The organism is Aestuariibaculum sp. YM273, from assembly GCF_030908365.1.
In the GTDB taxonomy this organism is placed as follows: Bacteria; Bacteroidota; Bacteroidia; order Flavobacteriales; family Flavobacteriaceae; genus Aestuariibaculum; species Aestuariibaculum marinum.
In genome coordinates this window covers 1,782,567-1,806,988 of sequence record NZ_CP133090.1, presented here as the reverse complement: position 1 = coordinate 1,806,988, position 24,422 = coordinate 1,782,567, and the positions used below count along the sequence as shown (strand labels likewise).

Genomic DNA, 24,422 nt, shown 5'->3' with positions numbered 1-24,422 from the left:
TTTTTTAAATTACTCTGCATACATATCTAAGCTTGCCATAACCTCAATAGGTTTTTCAAACTTGGTATGAATCTTTTCGCCATTTTTCACCATTCTAATACCTTCAAGAAGTACATGATCTTTAGTAGACAATCCTTCTTGAACAATGAATAGATGTGGTAACTCGGCTTCTATAGTAATTTCACGTTGTCTTACAACATGGTCTTTGTCGATAACAAAAACATACTTTTTGTCTAAAATTTCGAAGGTCGCTTTCTGCGGAATAATCATGGCTTCGTTGTAAGGTACTTTCATAAGAATACTTCCGGTTTCACCATGTCTTAAAATCCCTTCCGGATTATCGAAAGTTGCTCTGAAAGCAATATTTCCGGTTTCATTATTAAATTCTCCTTCAATTGTTTCCACTTTTCCATCATGCGGAAATTTTTTATTATTGGCCATTAAAAGACTTACTTCTTTTGCACTTTCCTTAGAATGATTCATGATATAATCCAGATACTCGGCTTCAGGCACGTTGAAGTATACCCACATTTTACTGTTATCTGATAAAGACGTTAATAATTCACCTTCATCTAACAAACTACCTTCACGAACATTCAGGTGATCCATAATGCCATCAAACGGTGCTCGGATATCGGTAAAGCTTAAATGAGTTTCCGCCAAGGCGACTTCAGCTTTCGCTTTATCGAAATTTGCTTTACTCATATTTAATTCGTTTGCAGAAACCACATCATTATCAGCTAACATTTTTGTGTTTTTATATTCAATTTCTGCAACTTCTGCTTCAGCTTTCGCTTTTTGTAAATCAGCTTGATACACGTTAGGCATGATATCGAACATTTTCTGTCCTTTTCTTACGGCCTGCCCTTCGTCAACATGAATCGCCTTTAAATATCCTTTTTCAAGTGCTCTTAATTCAATATTTCTTATGGAATGGATTTGGCACACATAATCTTTAGTAATCGTAGTATCCATAACCACGGGGTTGGTAACTAAGAAGGCGACTTCCTTTTCCTTTTTTTCATGTTTTGATTCGCAACTAGTAGATAGTAACAAGGCGCACATGCCTGTTACCAATAGAAACTTTTTTGTCATCTGTTATAGGGTGTTTTGATTCAGATTAAAACGCACCAAAGCATAACACAGCTCACAACAAGTCTAATGTCTCGCCGAAGTGCATTTTGTAATAATTAATAAAATTTGGTTTTGCTTATTTTCGGAATATAGAAATACAAGCGGGCATTCCTTTTTTGTGATAAAAAAGAATGTAACAAGGCATAAGCATGCCATAAACAAGACAGATCAACTGCCTTATTTCAATTCTATATTCTAAATACCTGGAATAAAATGTGACGCTTACTAAAGAGCGTATAGCAAAAAAGCCCGCTAGGAATAAGGCTTTTATTATTAATATTGTAGTGATGTTCTGAAGCTAAGTAAAATACGGTAAACGCATTATCCTGCCCTATCTTTTTTGAAAGTGCCTTTTCACTCTCTTCAATTTCTATTTCAGTTACTTTTAAATCTAACGACTCATCTGAAGTCGCATGAGTAAAATTTAACTGATGATTAGCTGAAACTTGATTATCATAATGCTGCTTAATGCATAGAAAAGAATGGTCGTCTTGCCCACTTTCATTAGCATACAACTGATTATATCCGTTTAAAACGAATACCAGTAGAAAAAGAAGATATTTAAAAAACGATTTTTTCATTTAGGAAAACAAAACTATGTCGGGTTATTTAACTAAACAAAAGGTTTAACATAAAAATTTGTTAAAGTGTTAATTAATGTCGTTTTGATTTTTTGAACTAAAAAACTATCAATAAAGTATTTAACAATACCTAATAAAAATAAAATTCTAAAAATAGAAGCCAAACGTTCCTGTTATACCAAATTTTCTAGCATCAGGATTATCTAAATAATTTCCTCTGAAGTTAAAATCGATTCTAAACACTTTAAAAATATTTCCAATCCCGAAGCCATATTCATAATAGACTTCATCGCTAGGCGCCACTAGAGGAACAGCATACGGATTATCTGTAGTATTTAAAGCAATATTCTCGTCTGAAAGCTCTCCCCAGGCACTTCTAAAGCTTACAATTTCACGCAGATTCAGTTTTCTTAAGAACGGAATTCTTGAAAATAATCGGCCGTTAAAGTTATGTTCCACATGAAAAGATGCGTAGGTATCGGTTACAAACTCATAATAATCTAACTGTGAAAAGGTGTTGTAAATTGAAAAATACGACTGGTTACCCGGAACAATACTTAATAATCCCAATGGTAATTCTCCAATTGTTTTCCCTGCTTCCAGTACTGTCGTTAACCGTCCAAATCCACCAATTTGCCAAGGTTGTGTATACGAAAATTGCAGCTTGGTATAATCGAAATCACTATTAAAAAATCCTTCATCACCTCTGGTTACCTGCGCAAACAGACTTGCATAATCATCATTGGCATGTAAACGCTCTACGCCATACCCTGTCATTTTTCGCTTTGGAAAATACGATACTGATAGCGACGATTCAAATTGTTTAATTTCGGATGCCACACCGTCTTCAGTATTATAATCTAAACTAAAAGTTGGTGACGCCGATTCAAGTGTACGGTAGTTTCCTCCTATTTTAAACACCACATTCTTTAACGGCTCGGTCTCAATGTACAAACTCGTTAAATTAATGCTGGTTAGTTTATCATTTGGCCCTGTAGTAATTAACCCCGACGATGCAAAACTTCTACCCAGCACATCAGTATTAGTTGTTAAATTCACCCCGATTTGCTCTACATCTCGTCTGTTTCCTGCCGATATAATAAATCGGTTCTTTTTATCTAAAAGCCATTTCCCTGAAATGCCGTATTTAAACTTATCGTCTTTTAATCCGTAGGCCAGATAGCCTTCTAGTCGCCATAAATCGTTTTTACCAAAATAAGTTCTTCCTCCGGTTCGTATGCGCACACCTTCAACTTCATTAAATCCGAAAGTTGAAAAAATGGGTCCGTAATCCAAGGGTAAACTATTGAATTCTATATATCCTGAAGTTAAAATGCTTCCCAAATTATAAAGACGCTTAAACTTTTTAACCGTTTTTAAGGTGTCTAACATTTTATAAACTCCTTTTTCATCTTTATTTAAAGCTTCCATTCGATTTTCTTCCCAAAAAGAATCGTCTCTTTCGTAGACCTCTTCATCGTAATCGAAAACTTCGGCTTCGTAAAACTTCTTATCCTTTGCTATATCAAATTTATAATTATTGAAAAGAGTCGTTCGCTTGCCATAAATACCTCTCGCCTGTTCTTTCTTTTTAAAAGCAAAGTCAGACATCATATAATCGCGCTTCACCAAAAATATGGAATCGCTAACCACTTCAAATTCCTGTTCTATATAAATGTCTTTTACCCAATTTATATTGGCACTTTTTGAAGCCTGGAGATTAATAGACTTGATTGCATAGGTTGTATCGGCAACCCAAAAATCGCCTTTAAAAGTCAATTCGTTTTTTCGTCTCGGGTAATACACAATGTTGTAACACCACTTATTATCAATATAAGCACTGTCGCCTAAGACATAATTATAGGTATTGATTCCGGTTCGGGACAAAGGACTCACGAAGCTTTTATCGAAAAACTTCATATAGTTATCGTAAATGTTATAATCGGAATACAGGTCATCAACAAAATCAATAATTACTTGATTATCGCTAAAACCAGAATTTTTATTACCATTTAACACTTCCTTTTCCTTATTCAATTCGTTATCACCGTACACCGTTGACACAGCTTCATTAATAAAAATAGGTAAATAAGTTTTCCCGGTGACTTTAGATGTGTCGACCTCATCGAACACAAATTCCATCCCTCTAAACAGTTTACTTTTTATAAGCGCACTATCGATGGTATTAATATCAAATTCTACTTTTTCATATTTATCGTATTGATACTGGTTGTACAATCGCAAGCCATTTTTACGTTTATGTTCCCAGATTTTTCGAAGAATATCAATTGCCGGATTATCTTTTTTAGATTGTTTTCCTGATACGATAACCACCTGATCGAGCTGAGCTGCCTCTTCTTTTAATATGAACTTTAAGTTATAATTTACTTTTTTATCTAAAGAAACAATCAAGGTTTCGTAACCTATAAAGGATACAGTTAATCCATCCCAGGTGTCGTCGGATTCTAAATAGAACTTACCATTTTCATCAGTAATGGTGCCTTTGGTAGATCCTTGAAACAATACATTAGCGAATGACACCGGTTGATCGTATTCATCGAACACATAACCACTAACCTTTGTTTGGGCAAAGGCCGTAATCATTCCAAAATAAAAAAATATAAAAAGTAGTCTTAAGTTCATAATACAAAAAAACTTCACCAACAGTTATGTTGATGAAGTTTATATAACGTAAAAATAATAGTTTTATATATACAATACCTTCTTAACGGCCTTAATAACATCGTTACTATTTGGTAACCATTCTTCTAATAACACCGGAGAGTAAGGGGCTGGTGTATCAGCAGTATTGATTTTTACAACAGGCGCATCTAAGTAATCGAATGCTTCAGACTGCACAATATAAGTAATCTCAGAAGATACGTTAGCAAATGGCCAAGCTTCTTCTAAAACAACTAATCTGTTTGTCTTTTTAACCGATTCTAAAATCGCTTCTTTATCTAAAGGACGAACCGTACGTAAATCGATAATCTCACAAGAAATACCTTCTTTCTCTAATTCTTCAGCAGCTTTAAAAGCTTCTTTAATAATTTTTCCAAAAGATACAATCGTTACATCGCTACCTTCACGTTTTACATCGGCAACACCAATTGGTAATACATACTCACCTTCTGGCACTTCTCCTTTATCACCGTACATTTGCTCACTTTCCATGAAAATAACCGGATCGTCGTCACGGATAGCCGCTTTTAATAATCCTTTAGCATCGTAAGGCGTCGATGGCACTATAACTTTTAAACCTGGCGTGTTAGCAAACCAGTTCTCAAAAGCTTGTGAGTGCGTTGCTCCTAACTGTCCTGCAGACGCTGTTGGTCCACGGAATACGATTGGACATTTAAACTGTCCACCAGACATTTGTCTGATTTTAGCCGCATTATTTATAATCTGATCAATTCCAACAAGAGAAAAGTTAAAGGTCATGTACTCTACAATCGGTCGGTTACCCGTCATTGTAGATCCTACAGCAATACCTGCAAAACCAAGCTCTGCGATAGGCGTATCGATTACACGCTTAGGCCCAAATTCATCTAACATTCCTTTTGATGCTTTGTAAGCACCATTATACTCTGCTACCTCTTCACCCATTAAGTATACGCTCTCATCACGACGCATCTCTTCGCTCATGGCTTCGCAGATAGCTTCTCTAAATTGTATTGTCTTCATTAAATCTATTTTAATTCGAGTCACAAAAATAGGAATAAAAGCTATATTCTTATTAAAGAATTATTTAAAATTTATTATGCGTGCATAATAAATATTCAGAATAAAATAATTAACTTCGTAGCCGCAACCAAAATAGACTTATTAAATAAAAATTATTATGAAAATATTAGTGTGCATTAGTCATGTTCCAGACACTACATCAAAGATTAATTTTACCGATGGCGACACAAAATTCGACACTAACGGTGTGCAATTTGTAATCAACCCAAATGATGAGTTTGGACTAACTCGTGCGATGTGGTTTAAAGAAAAGCAAGGAGCCAATGTAACTGTGGTTAATGTTGGTGGTGCAGAAACTGAGCCTACACTTCGTAAGGCTTTAGCTATTGGTGCAGATGCTGCCATTCGTGTGAATGCACCTGCAACAGATGGATTTTCTGTGGCTAAACAATTAGCAAATGTGGTAAAAGAAGGTGGTTACGATTTAGTAATTGCAGGTCGCGAATCTATTGATTATAATGGCGGAATGGTTCCAGGAATGATTGCCGGGTTAACCAACGCTAATTTTATAAATAACTGTATAAAACTGGATATTGAAGGAACTTCGGCAACTGCTACAAGAGAAATAGACGGCGGAAAAGAAACCGTATCAACATCTCTTCCTCTTGTTATTGGAACTCAAAAAGGGATTGTTGAAGAAAGTGATTTACGTATTCCTAATATGCGTGGTATTATGATGGCACGTCAAAAACCTTTAACCGTTGTAGAGCCTGTTGATACAAACACAGAAACAGCTTCTGTTAAATTTGAAAAACCAGCGCCAAAAGGTGCTGTTAAATTAGTATCGGCAGATAACCTAGATGAATTAATAGACTTACTTCACAACGAAGCTAAAGTGATTTAATTAACCTTCAAAAAAGAACAACATGTCAGTTTTAGTATATACAGAATCAGAACAAGGAAAACTTAAAAAAGTAGCATTTGAAGTCGCTTCTTATGCAAAATCTGTTGCCGATCAATTGGGTACAACAGTAACTGCTATCGCAATTAATACCGATGACACTTCTGTTTTAGGAAATTATGGTGTAGACAAAGTCTTAACCGTTTCAAATAGTGAATTAGATACTTTTAACGCAAAAGGCTATGCAGAAGCTATTCAACAGGCCGCAGAAAAAGAAGCATCTCAAGTTGTAGTTTTAAGCTCGAGTGCAAACAGTAAATATTTAGCACCGCTTTTAGCCGTATTTTTAAATGCCGGATACGCTTCAAATGTTATTGCTGCGCCATCAAGCACAGCGCCTTTTACAGTAAAACGTAATGCATTTACCAATAAAGCCTTTGAAGATATCGCAATCAGTACCGATGTAAAAATCGTTGGTGTTTCCAGCAATGCTTTCGGAGTAGTTGAAGCATCTGGAAGTGCTACTGAAGAAGCCTTCACGCCTTCTATCACCGATTTAGGAGTAAAAGTGGAATCTGTTGATAAAGCTTCAGATAAAGTAAGTATCGCCGATGCCGACATCGTGGTGTCTGGTGGTCGCGGACTAAAAGGCCCTGAAAACTGGGGTATGATTGAAGAATTAGCCGATGTACTTGGTGCTGCAACAGCCTGCTCAAAACCAGTATCCGATTTAGGTTGGAGACCACATGGCGAGCACGTAGGTCAAACCGGTAAACCAGTAGCATCAAACTTATATATTGCTATCGGAATTTCAGGAGCTATTCAGCATTTAGCTGGTGTTAACGCTTCTAAAGTTAAAGTTGTCATCAACTCCGATCCGGAAGCACCTTTCTTTAAAGCAGCCGACTATGGCGTAGTAGGTGATGCCTTTCAAGTTGTACCTGAACTTATCGAAAAATTAAAAGCGTTTAAAGCTCAACAATAAATTATTTTTTATAAATTGTATAGTTTTAAAGAACTGCTTAAATTGGCATTATATTCGTAAATCTGCCCTAGGCAGTTGGTAAAGTCCTAATTTAAACAGTTCTTTGCGTTTTTTATAACATATGAGTTTAGTAAAATTAAATATAAAAGGAATTTCTTATAGCCAGACCCAAAACGGTGCTTACGCACTGATTTTAAATGAAGAAGACGGCGACCGAAAATTACCTATCGTTATTGGTGCTTTTGAAGCGCAGTCTATTGCTATTGCATTAGAAAAAGAAATTCGTCCTCCAAGACCATTAACACACGACTTATTTAAAAATTTTGCCGACCGATTTGATATTGTTGTAAAACAAGTAATTATTCATAAGTTGGTAGATGGTGTTTTTTACTCAAGTTTAATCTGCGAACGCGATAACATTGAAGAAATTATAGATGCCAGAACCAGCGATGCGATTGCTTTAGCCTTGCGTTTTGATGCTCCTATTTTTACCTATAAAAATATCTTGGATAAAGCCGGAATTTATTTAAAAGTAAATCCTAAAAAAGAAGACGAAGAAAACGAAGAGTCTCAAGACAGTATTCTTGTAGATGACCTGTTAGCAGACGAAGTAGAATCGACAAGCTCTACACCTCGCGAAAGCTATAAAGGAAAAACTCTAAAGGAATTACAAAATTTACTCGACGAAGCAGTCGCTAACGAAGACTACGAAAAAGCAGCGCATATTCGGGATGAAATTTCTAAACGCGAATAACCCTCAAATAACCTAAGCATACTATGAAACACGTATTTTTGTCTCTTGCCCTAATCCTGTCATTACTTACATCAACAGCCTTAGCGCAAAACAAAAATACAACACCCGATAGCATACAAACAGAGGTATCTGAACCGATTTCCACTCAAACCGATTCTCTAACGTCTATACCCTCAGTTTCCGAAGAGGTCATTATCATTGAAGAGTCTAAAGCAACTGTTAGTTCCCCTATCGTTCCAAGTCAAGGCTTTACATTTAATAGTCTATTGCGTGGTGCCTTGGGTATGTTGTCCTTAATCTTCATTGCTTTTTTATTTAGCAGTAACAGAAAAGCCATTAATTGGAAAATTGTTGCTATTGGATTGGCTTTTCAATTATTAATCGCCTTTGGAGTATTAAAAGTTGATTTTATAAAAACCATATTTGAATTTATCGGTGGATTATTCGTTTCAGTACTTGAATTCACCAGAGCAGGAAGTAAATTTTTATTCGAAGGATTAGTTGTTGACATGGATACCTTCGGCTATATTTTTGCTTTTCAGGTATTGCCTACTATTATATTCTTCTCAGCGTTAACCTCTGTATTATTTTATTTAGGTATCATTCAAAAAGTTGTGAAAGGCATGGCCTGGTTACTTTCAAAGGCTCTGAAAATTTCAGGAGCAGAAAGTTTAAGTGTTGCCGGAAATATCTTTTTAGGACAAACCGAGGCACCACTTCTAATCAAGGCGTATTTAGAAAAAATGAATAAATCTGAAATGCTTTTGGTTATGATTGGAGGTATGGCAACTGTTGCCGGTGCCGTACTTGCTGCATACATTGGCTTTTTAGGAGGCGACGACGAAGTGATGCGTTTATTCTATGCTAAACACTTATTGGCAGCATCGGTTATGGCGGCACCAGGAGCTATTGTTATTTCTAAAATATTATACCCGCAAACCGAGGACGTTAAAACAGATGTATCCGTTTCTCAGGAAAAAATAGGTGCTAACTTTTTAGATGCTATTGCCAACGGAACCACCGAAGGTCTAAGACTAGCCGTTAATGTAGGTGGTATGCTTTTAGTTTTTGTAGCCTTCATTGCCATGTTTAATGGTATTTTAGGTTGGATTGGAGATATAACAACATTCAATTCATGGGTTACCGATAATACAAGTTATCAAAGCTTATCCATTGAGCTTATTTTAGGATACGTTTTCGCACCATTAATGTGGCTTATTGGTGTTGCCCAAGAAGACATGATGATGATGGGGCAATTACTTGGTATTAAATTAGCCGCCAGTGAATTTATTGGTTACATCCAACTTCGCGATTTAAAAGATGCTACTAATGGTATTCATTTAACTTATGAAAAGTCTATTATTATGGCAACGTATATGCTATGTGGTTTTGCTAACTTCGCTTCTATCGGAATTCAAATTGGAGGCATCGGGTCATTGGCTCCAGGGCAACGTAAAACTTTATCAAAATTCGGAATGAAAGCTTTAATTGGTGGTACCATCGCATCTTTAGTTTCTGCAACTATCGCTGGTATGATTATCGGTTAAACAATTTCAGTTAATAACTTTAGAATAAATTAAAAGAATTTCAGGTCTTTAGCTTACCGCTTTTTTCTATTTTTATGCCTTGAAAATACAGCGCTACTTTCAGCTGAATTTATTTTCATAGACCAATAACATTATGAAGCAATACCACGATTTAGTAAAACATGTTTTAGAACATGGAAATGAAAAAGGAGATCGTACCGGAACTGGTACGAAGAGTGTTTTTGGATACCAAATGCGATTCGATTTAAATGAAGGGTTCCCTATGGTAACCACTAAAAAATTGCATTTAAAATCTATTATTTATGAACTACTTTGGTTTTTAAAAGGCGATACCAATATTAAATATTTAACCGAAAACGGGGTACGTATCTGGAACGAATGGGCAGACGAAAACGGCGATCTTGGTCCTGTTTACGGTCACCAATGGCGTAACTGGAATAGCGATGAAATCGATCAGATTAAAGAAGTTATCGACACCTTAAAAAACAATCCGAACAGCCGACGCATGCTGGTTTCAGCGTGGAATCCTTCGGTGTTACCTGATACATCAAAAAGTTTCAGTGAAAATGTAGCTAATGGGAAAGCAGCTTTACCGCCATGCCACGCCTTTTTTCAGTTTTATGTTGCCGATGGTAAATTATCATGTCAATTGTACCAACGTAGTGCCGATATCTTTTTAGGTGTACCTTTTAACATCGCTTCGTACGCGTTATTCACCTTGATGATGGCACAGGTTTGTGGCTACCAACCAGGGGAATTTATCCACACTTTTGGCGATGCACATATTTACAGCAACCATTTTGAACAGTTAGAATTACAACTGTCACGCGAACCAAGACCATTACCAACCATGAAATTAAATCCCGAAATCAAAGATATTTTCGATTTTAAATTTGAAGATTTTACTTTAGAAAATTACGATCCGCATCCGCATATTAAAGGTGTGGTTGCCGTATAAAAAAATAAAAAGGCTTTCTTTTAATAAAGGAAGCCTTTTTTAATGTATTTTTTATCGATAAGCATTTTTTTACACGGTTACAACACTATTATCTGCAGCAGCAAAATCGCTCCATACATACGCATCGGCAGCATCATCATTCACGTAAGTTCCGTCTACAACGTATTTAAATTCGTAAGATCCGTCTTTATCTAAATCAACAACACCTTTAAAGGTTCCGTTTTTCAATTTTTTTAATGGAGTTGCCTTTGTATTCCACTCATTAAAGCTTCCCACTAAGGATACTTTTTTAGCGTCTTCAGCAAGAATAGAAAACGTTACTTTACATACTGGTTTACTTTTTAAGTACTGTTTTGAAATAGCCATAATATAAGTTTTAGTGATTGTTATACTAACAAAAATAACAAAGAATTTAACATAGGTTACATTCTAACATGCTTTAAGGCAAAGAATTATCAATTTATTAATAATGACCTATTGTAAATTTAATCCTCCTATTTTTCACCCAATGAATTTTAGATAATTATCAGTTTAAAACGAATATTAATAACTGATTTTCAATCACTTTTTATTTGTCATTTATAAAAACCGCTCCGTATTTCTACTAAGAAAATAAAGTAAGGGATATCAACAAAAAGCTTTAACTTTACTGCTGTGTAAAACAAGTATTATGTTTGGAAAAAAGTCATCAAAACCACAAATAGACAAGGAACAACTAGAGCTTATTGAAAATGCACAGCGACGCATTAAAAAGAAAAAAGGGCTATACCGACACTTTGTATTTTTCTTAATTGCATCAGTGTTTTTTATAATTGCCAATATTGTTTTGGGTATTGGCGCCGAGTTTAAAATTTTGGGGCAAGACTGGTTTGTTATGGCTATTCTTATCTGGTTTTTCTTTCTAACATATCATTTCTTTTCTGTATTTGTAACGCACCGATTTATGGGTAAAGAATGGGAGAAAGCACAATTAAACAAACTTGTAGCTAAGCAACAGGAACGTATTGAAAAGCTTAAAGCCAGCCTTCCCTCTGACGAAAGTTTATTAAAAAAATTAAATCAAAAATTGACAAAAAACGACAACCTAACCATTATTGTTGCTGCAGCTGAAAACAATGCCATTGGAAAAGACAACAAACTTATCTGGCACATTAGTGATGATTTAAAGCGCTTTAAAAGTTTGACCAGCGGACACCACGTTATCATGGGACGTAAAACTTTTGAAAGTTTCCCAAAACCTTTACCCAACCGAACACACGTAGTTATTACAAGACAAAGTGATTACGAAGTTCCTGAAGGAGTTATTGTGGTAAATAATTTAGAAGACGCTATTGCTATCGCTAAAAACGATGAACAGCCTTTTATTATTGGCGGTGGTGAAATTTACAAACAAGCCATGGAAGTTGCTGACAAAATTGAAATTACTCGCGTTCATGCCGATTTTGAAGCCGATACCTTTTTCCCTGAAATAGATTCTGAAACCTGGCAAGAGACCGCACATGAGTTCCACCAAAAAAGTGAGAAAAACGAATACGATTTTACATTTTTAACTTATCAGAGAAAATAAACTCAGCATAATGGCTTTAACAGGTTACAGTAATTTTACGTAATTTGTTAAGGCCATATTTTTTTCAATGCGACTAATACCATTATTCATTATTTCATTACTTTTCGCTTCTACTACAGAAGCCCAAACGGTGTCTGTTGCAATAAATAAGGATCAAGCTTATTTTACTCAAGGTGAAGACAGCATTCTTGTTTATCAAATTTCCGATAAGTCCATAAACGGGAATTACAAAAGAGCCAATTACATTCATCCACTTTACAGTTTAGATGGCGAGATTTTAACCGAAGATTTCCCTGAAGATCATGTCCACCACCGCGGCATTTTTTGGGCTTGGCATCAACTTTACATAGGCGATAAGCGCATTGGCGATGGTTGGGAAATTGAAAATTTTAGTTGGAATGTAACTTCGGTAAAAGAAATCTATACAAACAATAAATCTAAAACGATACAAACCGAAGTCTTCTGGAAATCGAATTTATGGTTAGATTCCGCAGGTAACGAAAAACCCTTTGTAAAAGAAACTACAAGTATTACCGTTCATCCTAAAACCGAAAATCACCGTGTCATTGACATTGAAATTCAGTTATTAGCTTTAGAACCAGAAATGCGTATTGGCGGTTCGGAAGACGAAAAAGGGTACGGCGGATTTTCACCAAGAATAAAACTTACTGAAGATGTTATTTTTACAAGTTACAAAGGTAAAGTGACTCCTAAAAACCTTCCTGTGAAAGCTGGTAACTGGATGGATATTTCTGGTACTCTAGGTAAAAACGAATCAATGGCTGGACTAACCATTTTTTGCCATCCCTCAAATCCAGGAAAACAAAACCGTTGGATATTACGTCAAAAACGAAGCATGCAGAATGCAGTTTACCCCTTCCCTGGAAAAGAAACCGTTCCTTTATCAAATACCAAACCTACTATTTTACGTTACCGGTTAATGGTTCATAATGGTAATGTAAACACCTTAAACCTTTCTAAACTTTATAAAGCCTATAAAAAAGCATACTAAAAAGGCCCTTTAAAACCTTTAGAGTATACTTTTTAATAAACTCATGGCTATTTTCACTAATTTCGCAGCATGGTTAAAGAATTGCAACTTCGTGTCACTCTTAAGGAAGAGGAACACCATGATATTTTAGTTATTAAATCGGCTCAGGCACTTGATATCGACAAGGAAGATATTACAGGTATTAAAGTACTTCGTAAATCTATTGACGCGCGTAAACCTAAAATTATCTTTAACTATAAAGTGGCGGTTTATATACGTGAGGTGATGCCAAAATCTTCAGAATATCAATTTGATTATAAAGATGTATCGAAAGCCAAACCTATTCATATTATTGGTTTTGGACCTGCCGGAATGTATGCGGCCCTGCGCTGTATTGAATTAGGTTTTAAACCTATTGTTTTAGAACGCGGTAAAAATGTTCAGGATCGTCGTCGTGATTTGCGCGCCATTAACCAACAGCATTTTGTGAATGAAGACTCTAATTACTGCTTTGGTGAAGGTGGTGCCGGAACCTATAGTGATGGTAAACTCTACACGAGAAGTTTAAAGCGTGGTGATGTGCGTCGTATATTTGAAAATTTAGTATATCACGGAGCTACCGATCAGATTTTGGTTGATGCGCATCCACACATTGGAACGAATAAACTCCCAAAAGTGGTTCAAAATATTCGTGAAACCATTTTAAAATATGGTGGCGAAGTACATTTTGAAACGCGCGTAACCGATTTCATTATTAAAAACAATAAAATACAAGCCATTCAATTAAATGGGAAAGATGAAATGTCTGCCGACCGTGTTATTCTGGCAACAGGACATTCGGCTCGCGACATTTTCTATTTATTACACGACAAAGAAATTGCCTTAGAAGCAAAATCGTTTGCTATGGGCGTTCGTGTAGAACATCCTCAACATATTATTGATAGTATTCAGTACCATTGTAGTGGCGAGCGTCACGAATTATTACCTGCTGCTTCCTATAGTTTGGTTCAACAAGTTAACGACCGCGGTGTATATTCATTTTGTATGTGTCCTGGCGGATTTATTGTTCCTGCTGCAACCGCAAACGGTGAAGTTGTTGTTAACGGGATGTCACCATCTAAACGTAATAACTTATTTGCCAATTCTGGTATTGTAGTTGAAATTGATGTGAATCGTGATTTACCAAAATACGAACACTTTGGTGCCTTAAAAGGGTTGGAATACCAAAAGAATTTAGAGCGTATGGCATTTACGGCTGGTGGCCGAAGTCAGGTAGCTCCTGCACAACGTTTAACCGATTTTGTGGAAGGAAAACTATCGGCAGATTTAAACCCGACGTCTTACCAACCCGGATTAAATTCGAGCCCGCTACACTCTTTAATGCCAAAATTGATTGGTAGTAGATTACGAAAAGGCTTTGCGGCGTTCGGACAAAAAATGAAGGGGTATTATACTGCTGAAGCTAATATTGTTGGCGTCGAATCGAGAACCTCATCACCGGTTTGTATTCCCAGAAACGAACGTTTGGAACATCCGCAAATAGGAGGTTTATTCCCTTGTGGTGAAGGCGGTGGTTATGCCGGTGGCATCGTATCGGCTGCCATGGATGGTGAGCGCTGTGCTGAGGCAGCAATCGCCGGCTTATAACGGCAACTTATTGTTATTCAATAAGAAAACAAACAAAAGTATCTTAGAAAAAATATTCCTATTTTTGCACCACTAAAAAATCTAATAAAAATAAACAGATGAAAGCTTATATATTTCCTGGTCAGGGCGCACAATTTACAGGTATGGGGTTAGATCTTTACGAGAACTCTCCTTTAGCTCAAGAATTATTCGAAAAAGCCAACAACATTCTTGGTTTCAATATTACGGATATTATGTTCGAAGGTTCTGCCGAAGACCTTAAAGAAACTAAAGTAACACAACCAGCTATCTTTTTACACTCTGTAATTTTGGCTAAAACTTTAGGTGATAGCTTTAAACCAGATATGGTTGCCGGACACTCTTTAGGTGAATTTTCAGCATTGGTTGCTAACGGTGCTTTAAATTTCGAAGACGGCTTAAAATTAGTTTCTCAACGCGCTTTAGCGATGCAAAAAGCCTGTGAATTACAACCAAGTACCATGGCTGCTGTTTTAGGATTAGAAGATGCAATCGTTGAAAAGGTATGTGCTTCTACAGAAGGTGTTGTGGTTGCTGCAAACTACAACTGCCCGGGTCAGTTAGTAATCTCTGGAGAAATTGAAGCGATTAACAAAGCTTGTGAAGCTTTAAAAGAAGCAGGTGCACGCCGTGCCTTAGTATTACCAGTTGGTGGTGCTTTCCACTCACCTTTAATGGAGCCAGCTCGTGAAGAATTAGCAGCGGCTATCGAAAATACGACTTTCAGTAAACCAAACTGTCCGATTTACCAAAACGTAACTGCTAATGCCGTTATCGATGAGAATGCGATTAAAACCAATTTAATCTCTCAGTTAACAGCTCCTGTACGCTGGACACAATCAGTACAACAAATGATTACCGATGGTGCAACTTTATTTACCGAAGTTGGCCCAGGTAATGTTTTACAAGGATTAGTTAAAAAAATTGACAGACAGGCTGAAACAGCTTCTGCAACCGTATAAGTCTATAATAGACCTTTAGAAAAATAATTAATACATGAAGTTTACTAAGCGTACCTTATACATTATTTTAGTGATTGTGATTACCATTGCAGTCGATCAGATTTCTAAAGTTATTGTAAGAGAGAGTATCGAACCACGAACCGAAGTAAGTCCCGGAGAACGTATTCCTGTTATTGGCGATATGTTTGTCATGATGAATGTTGAAAACACTGGTGCCTTTTTAGGAATGGGTAGCGATTTAAACCCGACGCTTAGACTTATTGTATTACTTATTTTACCGATTGTGGTTTTAGGTTTTGTATTACGTCATATCTTAAAAGATAAAACTATAGACCCTTGGTCGTTATTTGCTTTTGCCAGCATTATTGGTGGTGGTATCGCTAATGTATACGACCGCATTGTATACGGTTCGGTAACCGATTTTTTCTTTATTGATTTGGGCGGCGTTTTTAGAACCGGAATTTTTAATATGGCCGATGTCTCGGTAACAGCGGGAATGTTTATCCTATTGTTTGCCAGTTTTAAAAACAAGAAAAAAGTAACAATCACCGAATAAATTAGATTCTGAAATAAGTTCAGAATGACAATAAATAAAAAAAGGCTGCAATAAATATTGCAGCCTTTTTTTGCATCTAAACGATTAAGAATTATTTACTTCTAACCTTCTTTTCCCAATTCCATGCCGAACGCATCGCATCGTCAAGAGTTAATTCAGTTTTCCAACCTAATTCATTATTTGCTTTATTGGTATCGGCATAAGCTGAAATAATATCACCTTCACGACGACCTACAATTTTATATTTTAATTTTTCACCTGAAACGCGTTCAAACGCCTGAACCACTTCTAAAACAGAACTTCCTTTTCCTGTTCCTAAGTTAAAGGTTTCGTAGTTCTCTTTATTCTTACCTTCTAACAAACGTTTTAAGGCAACAACATGCGCTTTTGCTAAATCGACCACATGAATATAATCGCGAATACATGTTCCATCTGGTGTTGGATAATCATCACCAAAAACAGATAACTCTTCACGAAGCCCTATAGCGGTTTGTGTAATAAAAGGCACTAAGTTTTGAGGCACCCCGATTGGAAGTTCTCCTATTTCAACAGACTCATGTGCTCCTACCGGATTGAAATAACGTAACGCAATCGCTTTTAATGATGGTGTTACTTTGCAAGTATCTCTAATAATTTCCTCACCTATTTGTTTGGTATTTCCGTAAGGTGACTCTGCTAATTTAACCGGTGCATTTTCGGTAATAGGTAATTCGTCTGCCTGGCCGTAAACGGTACATGATGAGCTAAAAATAAATGCTGCAGATGGTAGTTTCTTTAATTCTTTAAGAATATAAACCAATGTACTAATATTGTTTTCGTAATACAATAAAGGCTCCTGAACACTCTCACCTACCGCTTTACTAGCTGCGAAATGAATTACGCCTTCTACGTCGTTATGTTTCTTAAAAAATGCTTCAACTCCAGCCTTATCTTTCAAATCTAATTTTTCAAAGATGGGCGTTGTTCCAGTAATAGCCGTAATACCGTCTAATACGTTTTCAGATGAGTTTGATAAATCGTCGATAATTACGACCTCGTAGCCTTCGTTTTGCAATTCTACAACAGTATGGGATCCGATAAACCCTAATCCACCTGTAACTAAAATTTTACTCATTAATGTAGTTTATTATTGTTGATGTTATGTGTGCAATTTGCTCATCATCCAACTCGGTGTGCATAGGTAAAGCAATCACTTCCTGCACCAATTGATTTGTTACTACAAAATCAGCTTCATTATATCTTTCATCTGCATAGGCCTTCTGCTTATGAAGCGGAATTGGATAATAGACGCCGCAAGGTATAGAATTTTCATTTAAATGCTTCACTAAACCATCTCTTTTTGTGCTATTTACACGTAAGGTATATTGATGAAATACGTGACAATCACAGGTATCGCAAATCTCTGTACAACCGTTAGATAATTTTGGTGTAATTATATTTTCAACACCTTCAAAAGCGGCCGTATATTTTTTTGCTGCAGCTTGACGTTTTTTGTTATAGGTGTCCAAATTTGGCAACTTAGCATTTAACACCGCTGCCTGAATACTATCTAAACGAGAATTTACACCAACTACATCGTGGTGGTAACGTTCGTACATTCCATGATTTACAATCCCTCTAATGGTATGTGCTAAATCGTCATCGTTTGTGAATATGGCTCCACCATCACCGTAACACCCTAAATTTTTTGAAGGAAAAAATGACGTTGCTCCAACATTCCCAATAGTTCCTGCCTTTGCTTTCGTTCCATCTTTATAAGTGTAGTCTGCGCCTATAGCTTGAGCATTATCTTCAATTACATATAAATTATGCTCCTTAGCTAGTTCCATAATAGCTTCCATATTGGCACACTGCCCAAATAAATGCACAGGAACAATAGCTTTTGTTTTTGGTGTAATTGCCTTTTTTATCGCTTCAATATTAATATTGAAATCGTCTTCATTTACATCTACTAAAACTGGTGTTAATTGCAATAAAGCAATAACTTCAACTGTTGCTGCAAAGGTAAAGTCGGCCGTAATTACCTCGTCACCTGGCTGTAACCCAAGACCCATCATAGCTATTTGCAAAGCATCGGTACCGTTAGCACAAGGGATAACATGCTTTACACCTAGATATTGCTCTAAGTTCTTTTGAAATTCATGAACTTTCGGTCCGTTAACAAATGCTGTGGTTTCTAAAACTTCTTGTATTGAAGTATTTACCTCATCTTTAATCTCATTATATTGACCTTTAAGATCAACCATTTGAATACTTTTCATCTAAAAAAATTGTAACTATTTACAAGCTTTAATAAAATTTAGAAAGACACTTTTTTACTAACACTTGTATTTGGAGTTAATAGACTACGAAATTACGAAATTAGTAAGCGGTAACCAATGAATTTGCATTAAAGAAATGTATTTTAGCACCAAACAAATAACGCATTGAGTTTTATTTACAATACAGGCATTACATTAGCGCAGTTCGGACTGCAATGTATCGCTCCTTTTAACGATAAAATTAAAAAAGGAGTTGAAGGGCGACACGAAACACTTTCTATTTTAGAAAAACACATATCGCCAAAAGACAAAACCCTATGGTTTCATTGTGCTTCTTTAGGTGAATACGAACAAGGTCTTCCTGTTTTTAAAGTGCTACGTGAACACTACAAAGATCATAAAATTGTTCTCAGCTTTTTTTCACCTTCAGGTTATGAGATTAGAAAAAATTCACCGATTGCCGATGCGGTGGTTTATCTTCCTTTGGATTCAAAACATAATGCCAAACGTTTTATCGACTTCGTAAAACCAGAACTTACCGTTTTTGTTAAGTACGATATCTGGCCTAACCTATTGAATGAACTTAAGAAAAAACAATTACGTGCCATTCTTATATCAGCTGCATTTAGACCTAATCAATCGTATTTTAAATTCTATGGACAACATTTGCGACAAGCCTTATTTGCTTTCGAACATATTTTCACTCAAAATGAAGCTTCTAAAAAACTACTTAAATCAATAAACTACAATAACGTTACAGTTTCTGGCGACACCCGTTTTGATCGTGTTTCAAGTCAGTTAGAAATTGACAACACTTTAGAATTTATTGAAGATTTTAAGCAAGATAAACTTTGTGTTGTTGCCGGAAGTACCTGGCCAGAAGGTGAAGGTTTATTGATTAATTATATCAACAATCATACTTCACAAGATGTTAAATTCATTATTGCTCCACATAACATCAAACCGAACCAAATAAAAAATATTCAGGAAAAACTTGAAGTTGAAAGTGTTTTATTCTCGGAAAAAGAGCAACGCGATTTAAAAACCGCAGAGGTTTTTATTGTGAATACCATTGGTATTTTAACAAAAATCTACAATTATGCCGACATCGCCTATGTTGGTGGCGCCTTAGGGAGTACAGGACTTCACAACACTTTAGAACCTGCTGTGTTTGGTGTACCAATTATTATTGGAAATATTTATGATAAATTTCCAGAAGCTAAAGCCTTAATTGATAATAATGGTATGTTTTCAATTGCTAACCAAACGGAATTCGATACTATTTTAACCGAACTCATTACGGATAAAGCCAAGCGCGAACTTACCGGAAACAACAATGCCACTTACATTAAAAACCACAAAGGTGCCGTAAATAAAATTATTAACTATCTAGGTCTTTAATTTTAGCTGTTTTATAAAGAACGTCTATACTATTCATTTAGTCGTATATACATGTAAGCATTTAATTTATAGAGAGTAAACATACTTCTACAATTAAATTTAGTATATTTATAATCAACACCTAAAATCAAAAACTAATGAAAAAACTATTGTTAAGCACTGCCCTTCTACTCACCTTAAGTTTAAGTTTCATCTCTTGTCGAGATACCAAAAAATCGGATTCTGTTGAAGAAACTATGGAAAACGTTAGTGACGCCGTAGAAGATGCTGCAGAGGACGTTGAAGAAGCCACAGATGATGCTATGGAAGCTGCTGATGACGCTATGAAGGAAACAGAAAGTACTCTTGAAAAAGCTGCTGACGACATAGACGATATGGCTAACGATGCTGTTGATGCTACAAATGAAGCACTTGATAAAGCAGAAAAAGCTGTTGATGATGCGGCTAAATCTACTGGAAAAGCTTTACAAGATGCCAGTGATGCTGTTGAAGCAGAAGTACAAAAAATTACTGATGAGCACTACGAGAAAAAGAAAGATTAATTTCTAAAAAATATTAAAGAATAAAAAAAGACTGCCTTTCAGCAGTCTTTTTTCATTCAGATTGTTAGCTAAACTTAAATATATTGATTAAGTATATTTTCGAACAATTCTTGCTTACCACTTTGTAACTTCAATTCCCCGTTATCCTGAGCAATTTGATAAAGATCTTGAAGGTTTAATTTTCCTTCTTCAAACGCTTTTCCTTTGCCTGAGTCAAATGACGCGTAACGTTCTTGTCTTAACTTATCGTAAGGTGACGAGGTAATAATTTTATCAGCAGTCAATAAAGCTCTTGCAAAAGTATCTGCCCCACCAATATGCGCATGGAAGACATCTTCTAAATCGGTAGAATTTCTTCTTATTTTAGCGTCGAAATTCACACCTCCACCTTGTAAGCCTCCTGCCTTTAAGAAGACAAGCATCGCTTCTGTAGTTTCTAAAATACTATTAGGGAATTGGTCGGTATCCCATCCGTTTTGGTAATCGCCACGGTTAGCATCCATACTTCCTAGCATTCCTGCTTTTGCAGCCACTTCCAGTTCATGCTGAAAGGTGTGTTGTGCCAAAGTAGCGTGGTTGACTTCAACATTTATTTTAAAATCTTTATCTAAACCATATTCTTTTAAAAACCCAATAGCAGTAGCGGTATCAAAATCGTACTGATGCTTCATTGGCTCCATTGGTTTTGGCTCAATAAAGAAATTACCTTTAAATCCTTGAGCTCTGGCGTAATCTCTTGCCATGGTTAAAAACTGCCCCATATGATCTAACTCACGCCCCATATCGGTATTTAACAAACTCATATAACCTTCACGACCTCCCCAGAACACATAGTTCTCTCCGTTTAAAGCGATAGTTGCATCTAAAGCCAATTTAACTTGTCCTCCAGCACGAGCCAGCACATTAAAATCTGGATTGGTTGCCGCTCCATTCATATAACGAGGGTTAGAAAAACAGTTGGCAGTTCCCCACAATAATTTTACTCCTGAAGCCGCTTGCTTTTCTTTTAAATAGTCTGTAACAGTTGCCAATCTACTTTCTAATTCACCAAATGAATTACCTTCACGTACCAAATCTACATCGTGGAAACAATAGTACCCGAATCCCATTTTTGTAATGAACTCGAATGCGGCATCCGCTTTATCTTTTGCAGCCTGAATTGGGTCCGAAGATTTATCCCATTCAAAACTCATAGTATCTGTACCAAAAGGGTCGCCTCCTTTTGCACAGAAGGTATGCCAATAGGCTACCGAAAATTTAAACCATTCTCTCATGGTTTTACCCGCTACAACCTGATCTGGGTTATAGTATTTAAACGCCAACGGGTTATCTGACTCTTTACCTTCGAACTTAATTTCTGGAATACCTTTATAGTATTCTTTATCTCCTATTAATGCCATTGTATCTATTGTTTATTTGTTCTTTAAAATAATTTCTAATTCTTTTTTCCAATTGTTGTACGCCTCTTGGTAAGCGGTTTTATCTTCAAGTGGTTTATAGGTCATCACATAATCGTTTTCCATAATACGTTTACCAAAACTTTCAAAATCACCTTTATGCAAATCGGCCGCTCGGGCAGCTCCTATAGCTCCCGTGGTATTATAAATTTCAATATCCTGATTGATTAAAGTGGCAACGGTATTAGCAAAAATCTCGGAACGGTACAGATTATCATTCCCTGCACGGATAACGGTGGGCTTTATACCATCGGAGGTTAAAATTTCCATGCCGTAAACAAACGAAAACGCAATACCTTCAAGCGCAGCTCGACATAAATGCCCTTTATGATGGTTATTTAAATTGAGATTTAAAATGCGGGTACCAATGTCTTTGTTATTCAGCATCCGTTCGGCTCCATTACCAAAAGGAATCAAGCAAACACCATCGGAACCCACCGGAATTTCATTAGCCAACGTATTCATCTCTTCATAAGAAGAGACATCTAAATTATTTAATAACCAACGGTACTGAATTCCGGCGCCATTAATACAAAGTAATTTACCAATCCTAGCTTCTTCTCCCTCTGTATAATTTACATGAGCGAAATTATTAACCCGCGAACTTTCCTTTACTGAAAGGCTATCGGTTATTGCATAAATTACACCCGATGTTCCTCCTGTTGAAGCGACTTCTCCTGGATTAAAAACATTTAGCGATAATGCATTGTTAGGCTGGTCTCCCGCACGATAAAAAATAGGCGTTCCAGCGGAAATACCACTTTCTGTTTCGCCTTGTTTAGATACAATCGATTGTATTCCGAAAGTTGAAACAAGATCGGGAATCAGGTTTTCATCTATACCATAATGACCTAAAAGCACATCGGCTATATTATCATTTTTAAAATTCCAAAAGACACCTTCAGACAAACCTGAAATAGTTGTGTTAATAGTATTCGAAAACTTATAAGCAATATAATCTCCTGGTAACATGAATTTATAAATCTGCTTATAAACCTCAGGTTCATTATCCTTAACCCATTTTAATTTTGACGCTGTAAAATTCGCCGGAGAATTCAATAAACTGCTAGTACAAACTTCTTCTCCAATGGTTTCATAAGCCTTATTACCAATATCTACCGCCCGACTATCGCACCAAATAATACTTTTTCGAAGTGGCTTTCCGTCTTTATCGACAACTACCAGGCCGTGCATTTGATAAGATATACCAATGCCTTTTATTTGATTAGCCTCAATATTATTTTCTGATTTTAATCGTGAAATTGCTTTACAAACATGCTGCCACCAATCGTTGGGATGTTGCTCTGCCCAGCCATTTTTTTCAGCATACATGCTCATTTCATCTTCAGGTTCCTGAACAACAGCAATACTTCTTCCCGTTTCAGTTTCTACAAGTGCAGCCTTTATTGAAGAACTTCCTATGTCTAGTCCTAAATAATACATGTTATAATGATTCTCTTAATATTAGTTTTGTTGGTATATATTTTTGTATTGTTTTATCCTCATTTACAAAATCTGCTGCCGTAGCTCCCATGGCTTTAAAATCTGTCGATACCACCGAAATACCTTTATAAATAAATGGCTTCATTGGGGTTTCGTTATACGACAAAAAGCCAACATCGGTTCCCGGCTCAAAATTATTGTTGCGACATTGCTCTAAAAAGTTTCCCAAAATACGGTCACTAACGCTAATGTATGCTTCTCCTTTAGTTACTTTAAAATCATTAACCTCTGTAATGACTTTATAATTCAATTTATGAGTATCGCAAAACCTTTTAAAATTGGCTACCGTTTCTGGAGGGTGACTTGTAAACGCAGGATAAACGAACACCACACGTTTATACTTTTTAAATGCTAAAACGGCCTGTTCTAAAGCTTCTTGAAACGCCTGACCGAAATCTTGAAACACATAATTATTATCATCTTCTGAATGAATATTCCAATCGATTAGCAATAATTTATCTTTCTCAAACTCCGCCAAAACAGTCGGGACTTCCTTATGATTAAAACTCATCACCACATACTTATAATACTTTCCTTTACTGTTCTGTAAAATAGTTTTAAAATTATTAATGTTATAGTGATGAAACTGCACATCGACAATCACATTTTTAGGTAAATCATTAACAAATGAATGATATAACACTTCTTTGTAAGCCTTAAATGTATCTAAAACCAAAAGTACCTTTCTGGTATCGTTAGCAACAAAATACCCTTTATTAGGAACCGATTCAATCACGCCATTTTCCTTTAAAATAGAATAGGCCTTAAATACCGTATCTCTCGATAAACTATAGTCTTTACACATCACATTAACAGATGGCAACGGATCACCACTACCTAACGTATTGTTGGACAAAGCATCATTTATAGCATTAACAAGCTGCTGGTATTTTGGAATATCACTATTAAAATTTAACTCAAAAAGCATTAACCGTTCTGTTCTGTTCTGGTTTGTAAAAGTAATTATTTTTTC

Annotated in this window: 22 protein-coding genes; 12 read left to right on the top strand and 10 right to left on the bottom strand. The window is 36.0% G+C overall.

Features of this window, described 5'->3' with window-relative positions; genetic code table 11:
- Window positions 1-9: 9 nt before the first annotated feature.
- From RBH94_RS07750 to RBH94_RS07735, 4 genes are all read right to left on the bottom strand, one after another.
- The gene (locus RBH94_RS07750; RefSeq protein WP_307883084.1) at window positions 10-1,095 is read right to left on the bottom strand and encodes an efflux RND transporter periplasmic adaptor subunit; all 1,086 of its coding nucleotides are present in this window, start codon (window positions 1,093-1,095) and stop codon (window positions 10-12) included.
- Window positions 1,096-1,322: 227 nt separating this feature from the next.
- Window positions 1,323-1,715 (bottom strand): hypothetical protein, encoded by a 393-nt coding sequence (locus tag RBH94_RS07745; RefSeq protein WP_307883083.1) that lies wholly within the window; start codon window positions 1,713-1,715, stop codon window positions 1,323-1,325.
- Window positions 1,716-1,862: 147 nt separating this feature from the next.
- Complete coding sequence (locus tag RBH94_RS07740; protein WP_307883082.1) at window positions 1,863-4,358, bottom strand: DUF5686 and carboxypeptidase-like regulatory domain-containing protein; 2,496 nt, start codon at window positions 4,356-4,358, stop codon at window positions 1,863-1,865.
- Window positions 4,359-4,421: 63 nt separating this feature from the next.
- Window positions 4,422-5,399: a pyruvate dehydrogenase complex E1 component subunit beta gene (locus tag RBH94_RS07735; RefSeq protein ID WP_188223911.1), complete on the bottom strand. Its 978-nt coding sequence runs from the start codon at window positions 5,397-5,399 to the stop codon at window positions 4,422-4,424.
- Between the two features lie 157 nt (window positions 5,400-5,556).
- Here RBH94_RS07735 and RBH94_RS07730 point away from each other — a divergent pair, with 157 nt between their 5' ends.
- The 5 genes from RBH94_RS07730 to RBH94_RS07710 all read left to right on the top strand — a co-directional run bounded on the left by RBH94_RS07730 (window position 5,557) and on the right by RBH94_RS07710 (window position 10,544).
- Window positions 5,557-6,303 (top strand): electron transfer flavoprotein subunit beta/FixA family protein, encoded by a 747-nt coding sequence (locus tag RBH94_RS07730; protein ID WP_307883081.1) that lies wholly within the window; start codon window positions 5,557-5,559, stop codon window positions 6,301-6,303.
- A gap of 22 nt (window positions 6,304-6,325) precedes the next feature.
- On the top strand, window positions 6,326-7,285 hold the full coding sequence (locus RBH94_RS07725; protein WP_307883080.1) for an electron transfer flavoprotein subunit alpha/FixB family protein: 960 nt from the start codon (window positions 6,326-6,328) through the stop codon (window positions 7,283-7,285).
- 121 nt (window positions 7,286-7,406) lie between these two features.
- Entirely contained in the window at window positions 7,407-8,039 is a 633-nt protein-coding gene (locus RBH94_RS07720) for a bifunctional nuclease family protein (RefSeq protein WP_307883079.1), read from the top strand.
- 23 nt (window positions 8,040-8,062) lie between these two features.
- Window positions 8,063-9,586, top strand: coding sequence for a NupC/NupG family nucleoside CNT transporter (locus RBH94_RS07715; RefSeq protein ID WP_307883078.1), 1,524 nt, complete (start codon window positions 8,063-8,065; stop codon window positions 9,584-9,586).
- Window positions 9,587-9,719: 133 nt separating this feature from the next.
- Entirely contained in the window at window positions 9,720-10,544 is an 825-nt protein-coding gene (locus tag RBH94_RS07710; protein WP_307883077.1) for a thymidylate synthase, read from the top strand.
- A 69-nt stretch (window positions 10,545-10,613) separates the two neighbouring features.
- On the opposite strand, the gene RBH94_RS07705 is transcribed toward RBH94_RS07710, so the two are convergent.
- The gene (locus tag RBH94_RS07705; protein ID WP_188223903.1) at window positions 10,614-10,910 is read right to left on the bottom strand and encodes an isoamylase early set domain-containing protein; all 297 of its coding nucleotides are present in this window, start codon (window positions 10,908-10,910) and stop codon (window positions 10,614-10,616) included.
- Window positions 10,911-11,214: 304 nt separating this feature from the next.
- Between RBH94_RS07705 and RBH94_RS07700 the strand changes: the two genes are divergently transcribed.
- The 5 genes from RBH94_RS07700 (at window position 11,215) to lspA (ending at window position 16,285) form a co-directional block, all read left to right on the top strand.
- Window positions 11,215-12,111, top strand: coding sequence for a dihydrofolate reductase (locus tag RBH94_RS07700; RefSeq protein ID WP_307883076.1), 897 nt, complete (start codon window positions 11,215-11,217; stop codon window positions 12,109-12,111).
- Window positions 12,112-12,178: 67 nt separating this feature from the next.
- Entirely contained in the window at window positions 12,179-13,123 is a 945-nt protein-coding gene (locus RBH94_RS07695; protein WP_307883075.1) for a DUF6807 family protein, read from the top strand.
- 69 nt (window positions 13,124-13,192) lie between these two features.
- Window positions 13,193-14,749 (top strand): NAD(P)/FAD-dependent oxidoreductase, encoded by a 1,557-nt coding sequence (locus RBH94_RS07690; RefSeq protein ID WP_307883074.1) that lies wholly within the window; start codon window positions 13,193-13,195, stop codon window positions 14,747-14,749.
- Between the two features lie 98 nt (window positions 14,750-14,847).
- Window positions 14,848-15,729 carry an ACP S-malonyltransferase gene (gene fabD / locus RBH94_RS07685; RefSeq protein WP_307883073.1) on the top strand — a complete coding sequence of 294 codons (882 nt, stop codon included), beginning with the start codon at window positions 14,848-14,850 and terminating at the stop codon, window positions 15,727-15,729.
- 34 nt (window positions 15,730-15,763) lie between these two features.
- A complete protein-coding gene (gene lspA, locus RBH94_RS07680) occupies window positions 15,764-16,285 on the top strand; it encodes a signal peptidase II (protein WP_307883072.1) in 522 nt (173 codons plus the stop codon).
- A gap of 91 nt (window positions 16,286-16,376) precedes the next feature.
- Here the strand turns inward: lspA and galE are convergent, their stop codons facing one another.
- Window positions 16,377-17,399 carry a UDP-glucose 4-epimerase GalE gene (gene galE / locus RBH94_RS07675; RefSeq protein WP_307883071.1) on the bottom strand — a complete coding sequence of 341 codons (1,023 nt, stop codon included), beginning with the start codon at window positions 17,397-17,399 and terminating at the stop codon, window positions 16,377-16,379.
- Window positions 17,392-18,546 carry a DegT/DnrJ/EryC1/StrS aminotransferase family protein gene (locus RBH94_RS07670; protein WP_307883070.1) on the bottom strand — a complete coding sequence of 385 codons (1,155 nt, stop codon included), beginning with the start codon at window positions 18,544-18,546 and terminating at the stop codon, window positions 17,392-17,394. Before RBH94_RS07670 ends, galE begins: the two co-directional genes overlap by 8 nt.
- 165 nt (window positions 18,547-18,711) lie before the next feature.
- On the opposite strand from RBH94_RS07670, the gene RBH94_RS07665 reads away from it, so the two are divergent.
- On the top strand, window positions 18,712-19,947 hold the full coding sequence (locus RBH94_RS07665; protein ID WP_307883069.1) for a 3-deoxy-D-manno-octulosonic acid transferase: 1,236 nt from the start codon (window positions 18,712-18,714) through the stop codon (window positions 19,945-19,947).
- A 137-nt stretch (window positions 19,948-20,084) separates the two neighbouring features.
- A complete protein-coding gene (locus RBH94_RS07660; protein WP_307883068.1) occupies window positions 20,085-20,489 on the top strand; it encodes a hypothetical protein in 405 nt (134 codons plus the stop codon).
- 74 nt (window positions 20,490-20,563) lie between these two features.
- Here RBH94_RS07660 and xylA read toward each other — a convergent pair whose 3' ends face one another.
- The 3 genes from xylA to RBH94_RS07645 are packed head-to-tail and all read right to left on the bottom strand — an operon-like array spanning window position 20,564 to window position 24,377.
- A complete protein-coding gene (xylA, locus tag RBH94_RS07655) occupies window positions 20,564-21,889 on the bottom strand; it encodes a xylose isomerase (protein ID WP_307883067.1) in 1,326 nt (441 codons plus the stop codon).
- Window positions 21,890-21,901: 12 nt separating this feature from the next.
- Window positions 21,902-23,389, bottom strand: a complete 1,488-nt coding sequence (locus RBH94_RS07650; RefSeq protein WP_307883066.1) for a xylulokinase — start codon at window positions 23,387-23,389, stop codon at window positions 21,902-21,904.
- Between the two features lies 1 nt (window position 23,390).
- Window positions 23,391-24,377 (bottom strand): GntR family transcriptional regulator, encoded by a 987-nt coding sequence (locus tag RBH94_RS07645; RefSeq protein WP_307883065.1) that lies wholly within the window; start codon window positions 24,375-24,377, stop codon window positions 23,391-23,393.
- Window positions 24,378-24,422: the final 45 nt, after the last annotated feature.

Coding starts and splice junctions, on each gene's coding strand:
- RBH94_RS07750 (WP_307883084.1), bottom strand. CDS start 1,095: ATGACAAAAAAGTTTCTATTGGTAACAGGCATGTGCGCCTTGTTACTA.
- RBH94_RS07745 (WP_307883083.1), bottom strand. CDS start 1,715: ATGAAAAAATCGTTTTTTAAATATCTTCTTTTTCTACTGGTATTCGTT.
- RBH94_RS07740 (WP_307883082.1), bottom strand. CDS start 4,358: ATGAACTTAAGACTACTTTTTATATTTTTTTATTTTGGAATGATTACG.
- RBH94_RS07735 (WP_188223911.1), bottom strand. CDS start 5,399: ATGAAGACAATACAATTTAGAGAAGCTATCTGCGAAGCCATGAGCGAA.
- RBH94_RS07730 (WP_307883081.1), top strand. CDS start 5,557: ATGAAAATATTAGTGTGCATTAGTCATGTTCCAGACACTACATCAAAG.
- RBH94_RS07725 (WP_307883080.1), top strand. CDS start 6,326: ATGTCAGTTTTAGTATATACAGAATCAGAACAAGGAAAACTTAAAAAA.
- RBH94_RS07720 (WP_307883079.1), top strand. CDS start 7,407: ATGAGTTTAGTAAAATTAAATATAAAAGGAATTTCTTATAGCCAGACC.
- RBH94_RS07715 (WP_307883078.1), top strand. CDS start 8,063: ATGAAACACGTATTTTTGTCTCTTGCCCTAATCCTGTCATTACTTACA.
- RBH94_RS07710 (WP_307883077.1), top strand. CDS start 9,720: ATGAAGCAATACCACGATTTAGTAAAACATGTTTTAGAACATGGAAAT.
- RBH94_RS07705 (WP_188223903.1), bottom strand. CDS start 10,910: ATGGCTATTTCAAAACAGTACTTAAAAAGTAAACCAGTATGTAAAGTA.
- RBH94_RS07700 (WP_307883076.1), top strand. CDS start 11,215: ATGTTTGGAAAAAAGTCATCAAAACCACAAATAGACAAGGAACAACTA.
- RBH94_RS07695 (WP_307883075.1), top strand. CDS start 12,179: ATGCGACTAATACCATTATTCATTATTTCATTACTTTTCGCTTCTACT.
- RBH94_RS07690 (WP_307883074.1), top strand. CDS start 13,193: ATGGTTAAAGAATTGCAACTTCGTGTCACTCTTAAGGAAGAGGAACAC.
- fabD (WP_307883073.1), top strand. CDS start 14,848: ATGAAAGCTTATATATTTCCTGGTCAGGGCGCACAATTTACAGGTATG.
- lspA (WP_307883072.1), top strand. CDS start 15,764: ATGAAGTTTACTAAGCGTACCTTATACATTATTTTAGTGATTGTGATT.
- galE (WP_307883071.1), bottom strand. CDS start 17,399: ATGAGTAAAATTTTAGTTACAGGTGGATTAGGGTTTATCGGATCCCAT.
- RBH94_RS07670 (WP_307883070.1), bottom strand. CDS start 18,546: ATGAAAAGTATTCAAATGGTTGATCTTAAAGGTCAATATAATGAGATT.
- RBH94_RS07660 (WP_307883068.1), top strand. CDS start 20,085: ATGAAAAAACTATTGTTAAGCACTGCCCTTCTACTCACCTTAAGTTTA.
- xylA (WP_307883067.1), bottom strand. CDS start 21,889: ATGGCATTAATAGGAGATAAAGAATACTATAAAGGTATTCCAGAAATT.
- RBH94_RS07650 (WP_307883066.1), bottom strand. CDS start 23,389: ATGTATTATTTAGGACTAGACATAGGAAGTTCTTCAATAAAGGCTGCA.
- RBH94_RS07645 (WP_307883065.1), bottom strand. CDS start 24,377: ATGCTTTTTGAGTTAAATTTTAATAGTGATATTCCAAAATACCAGCAG.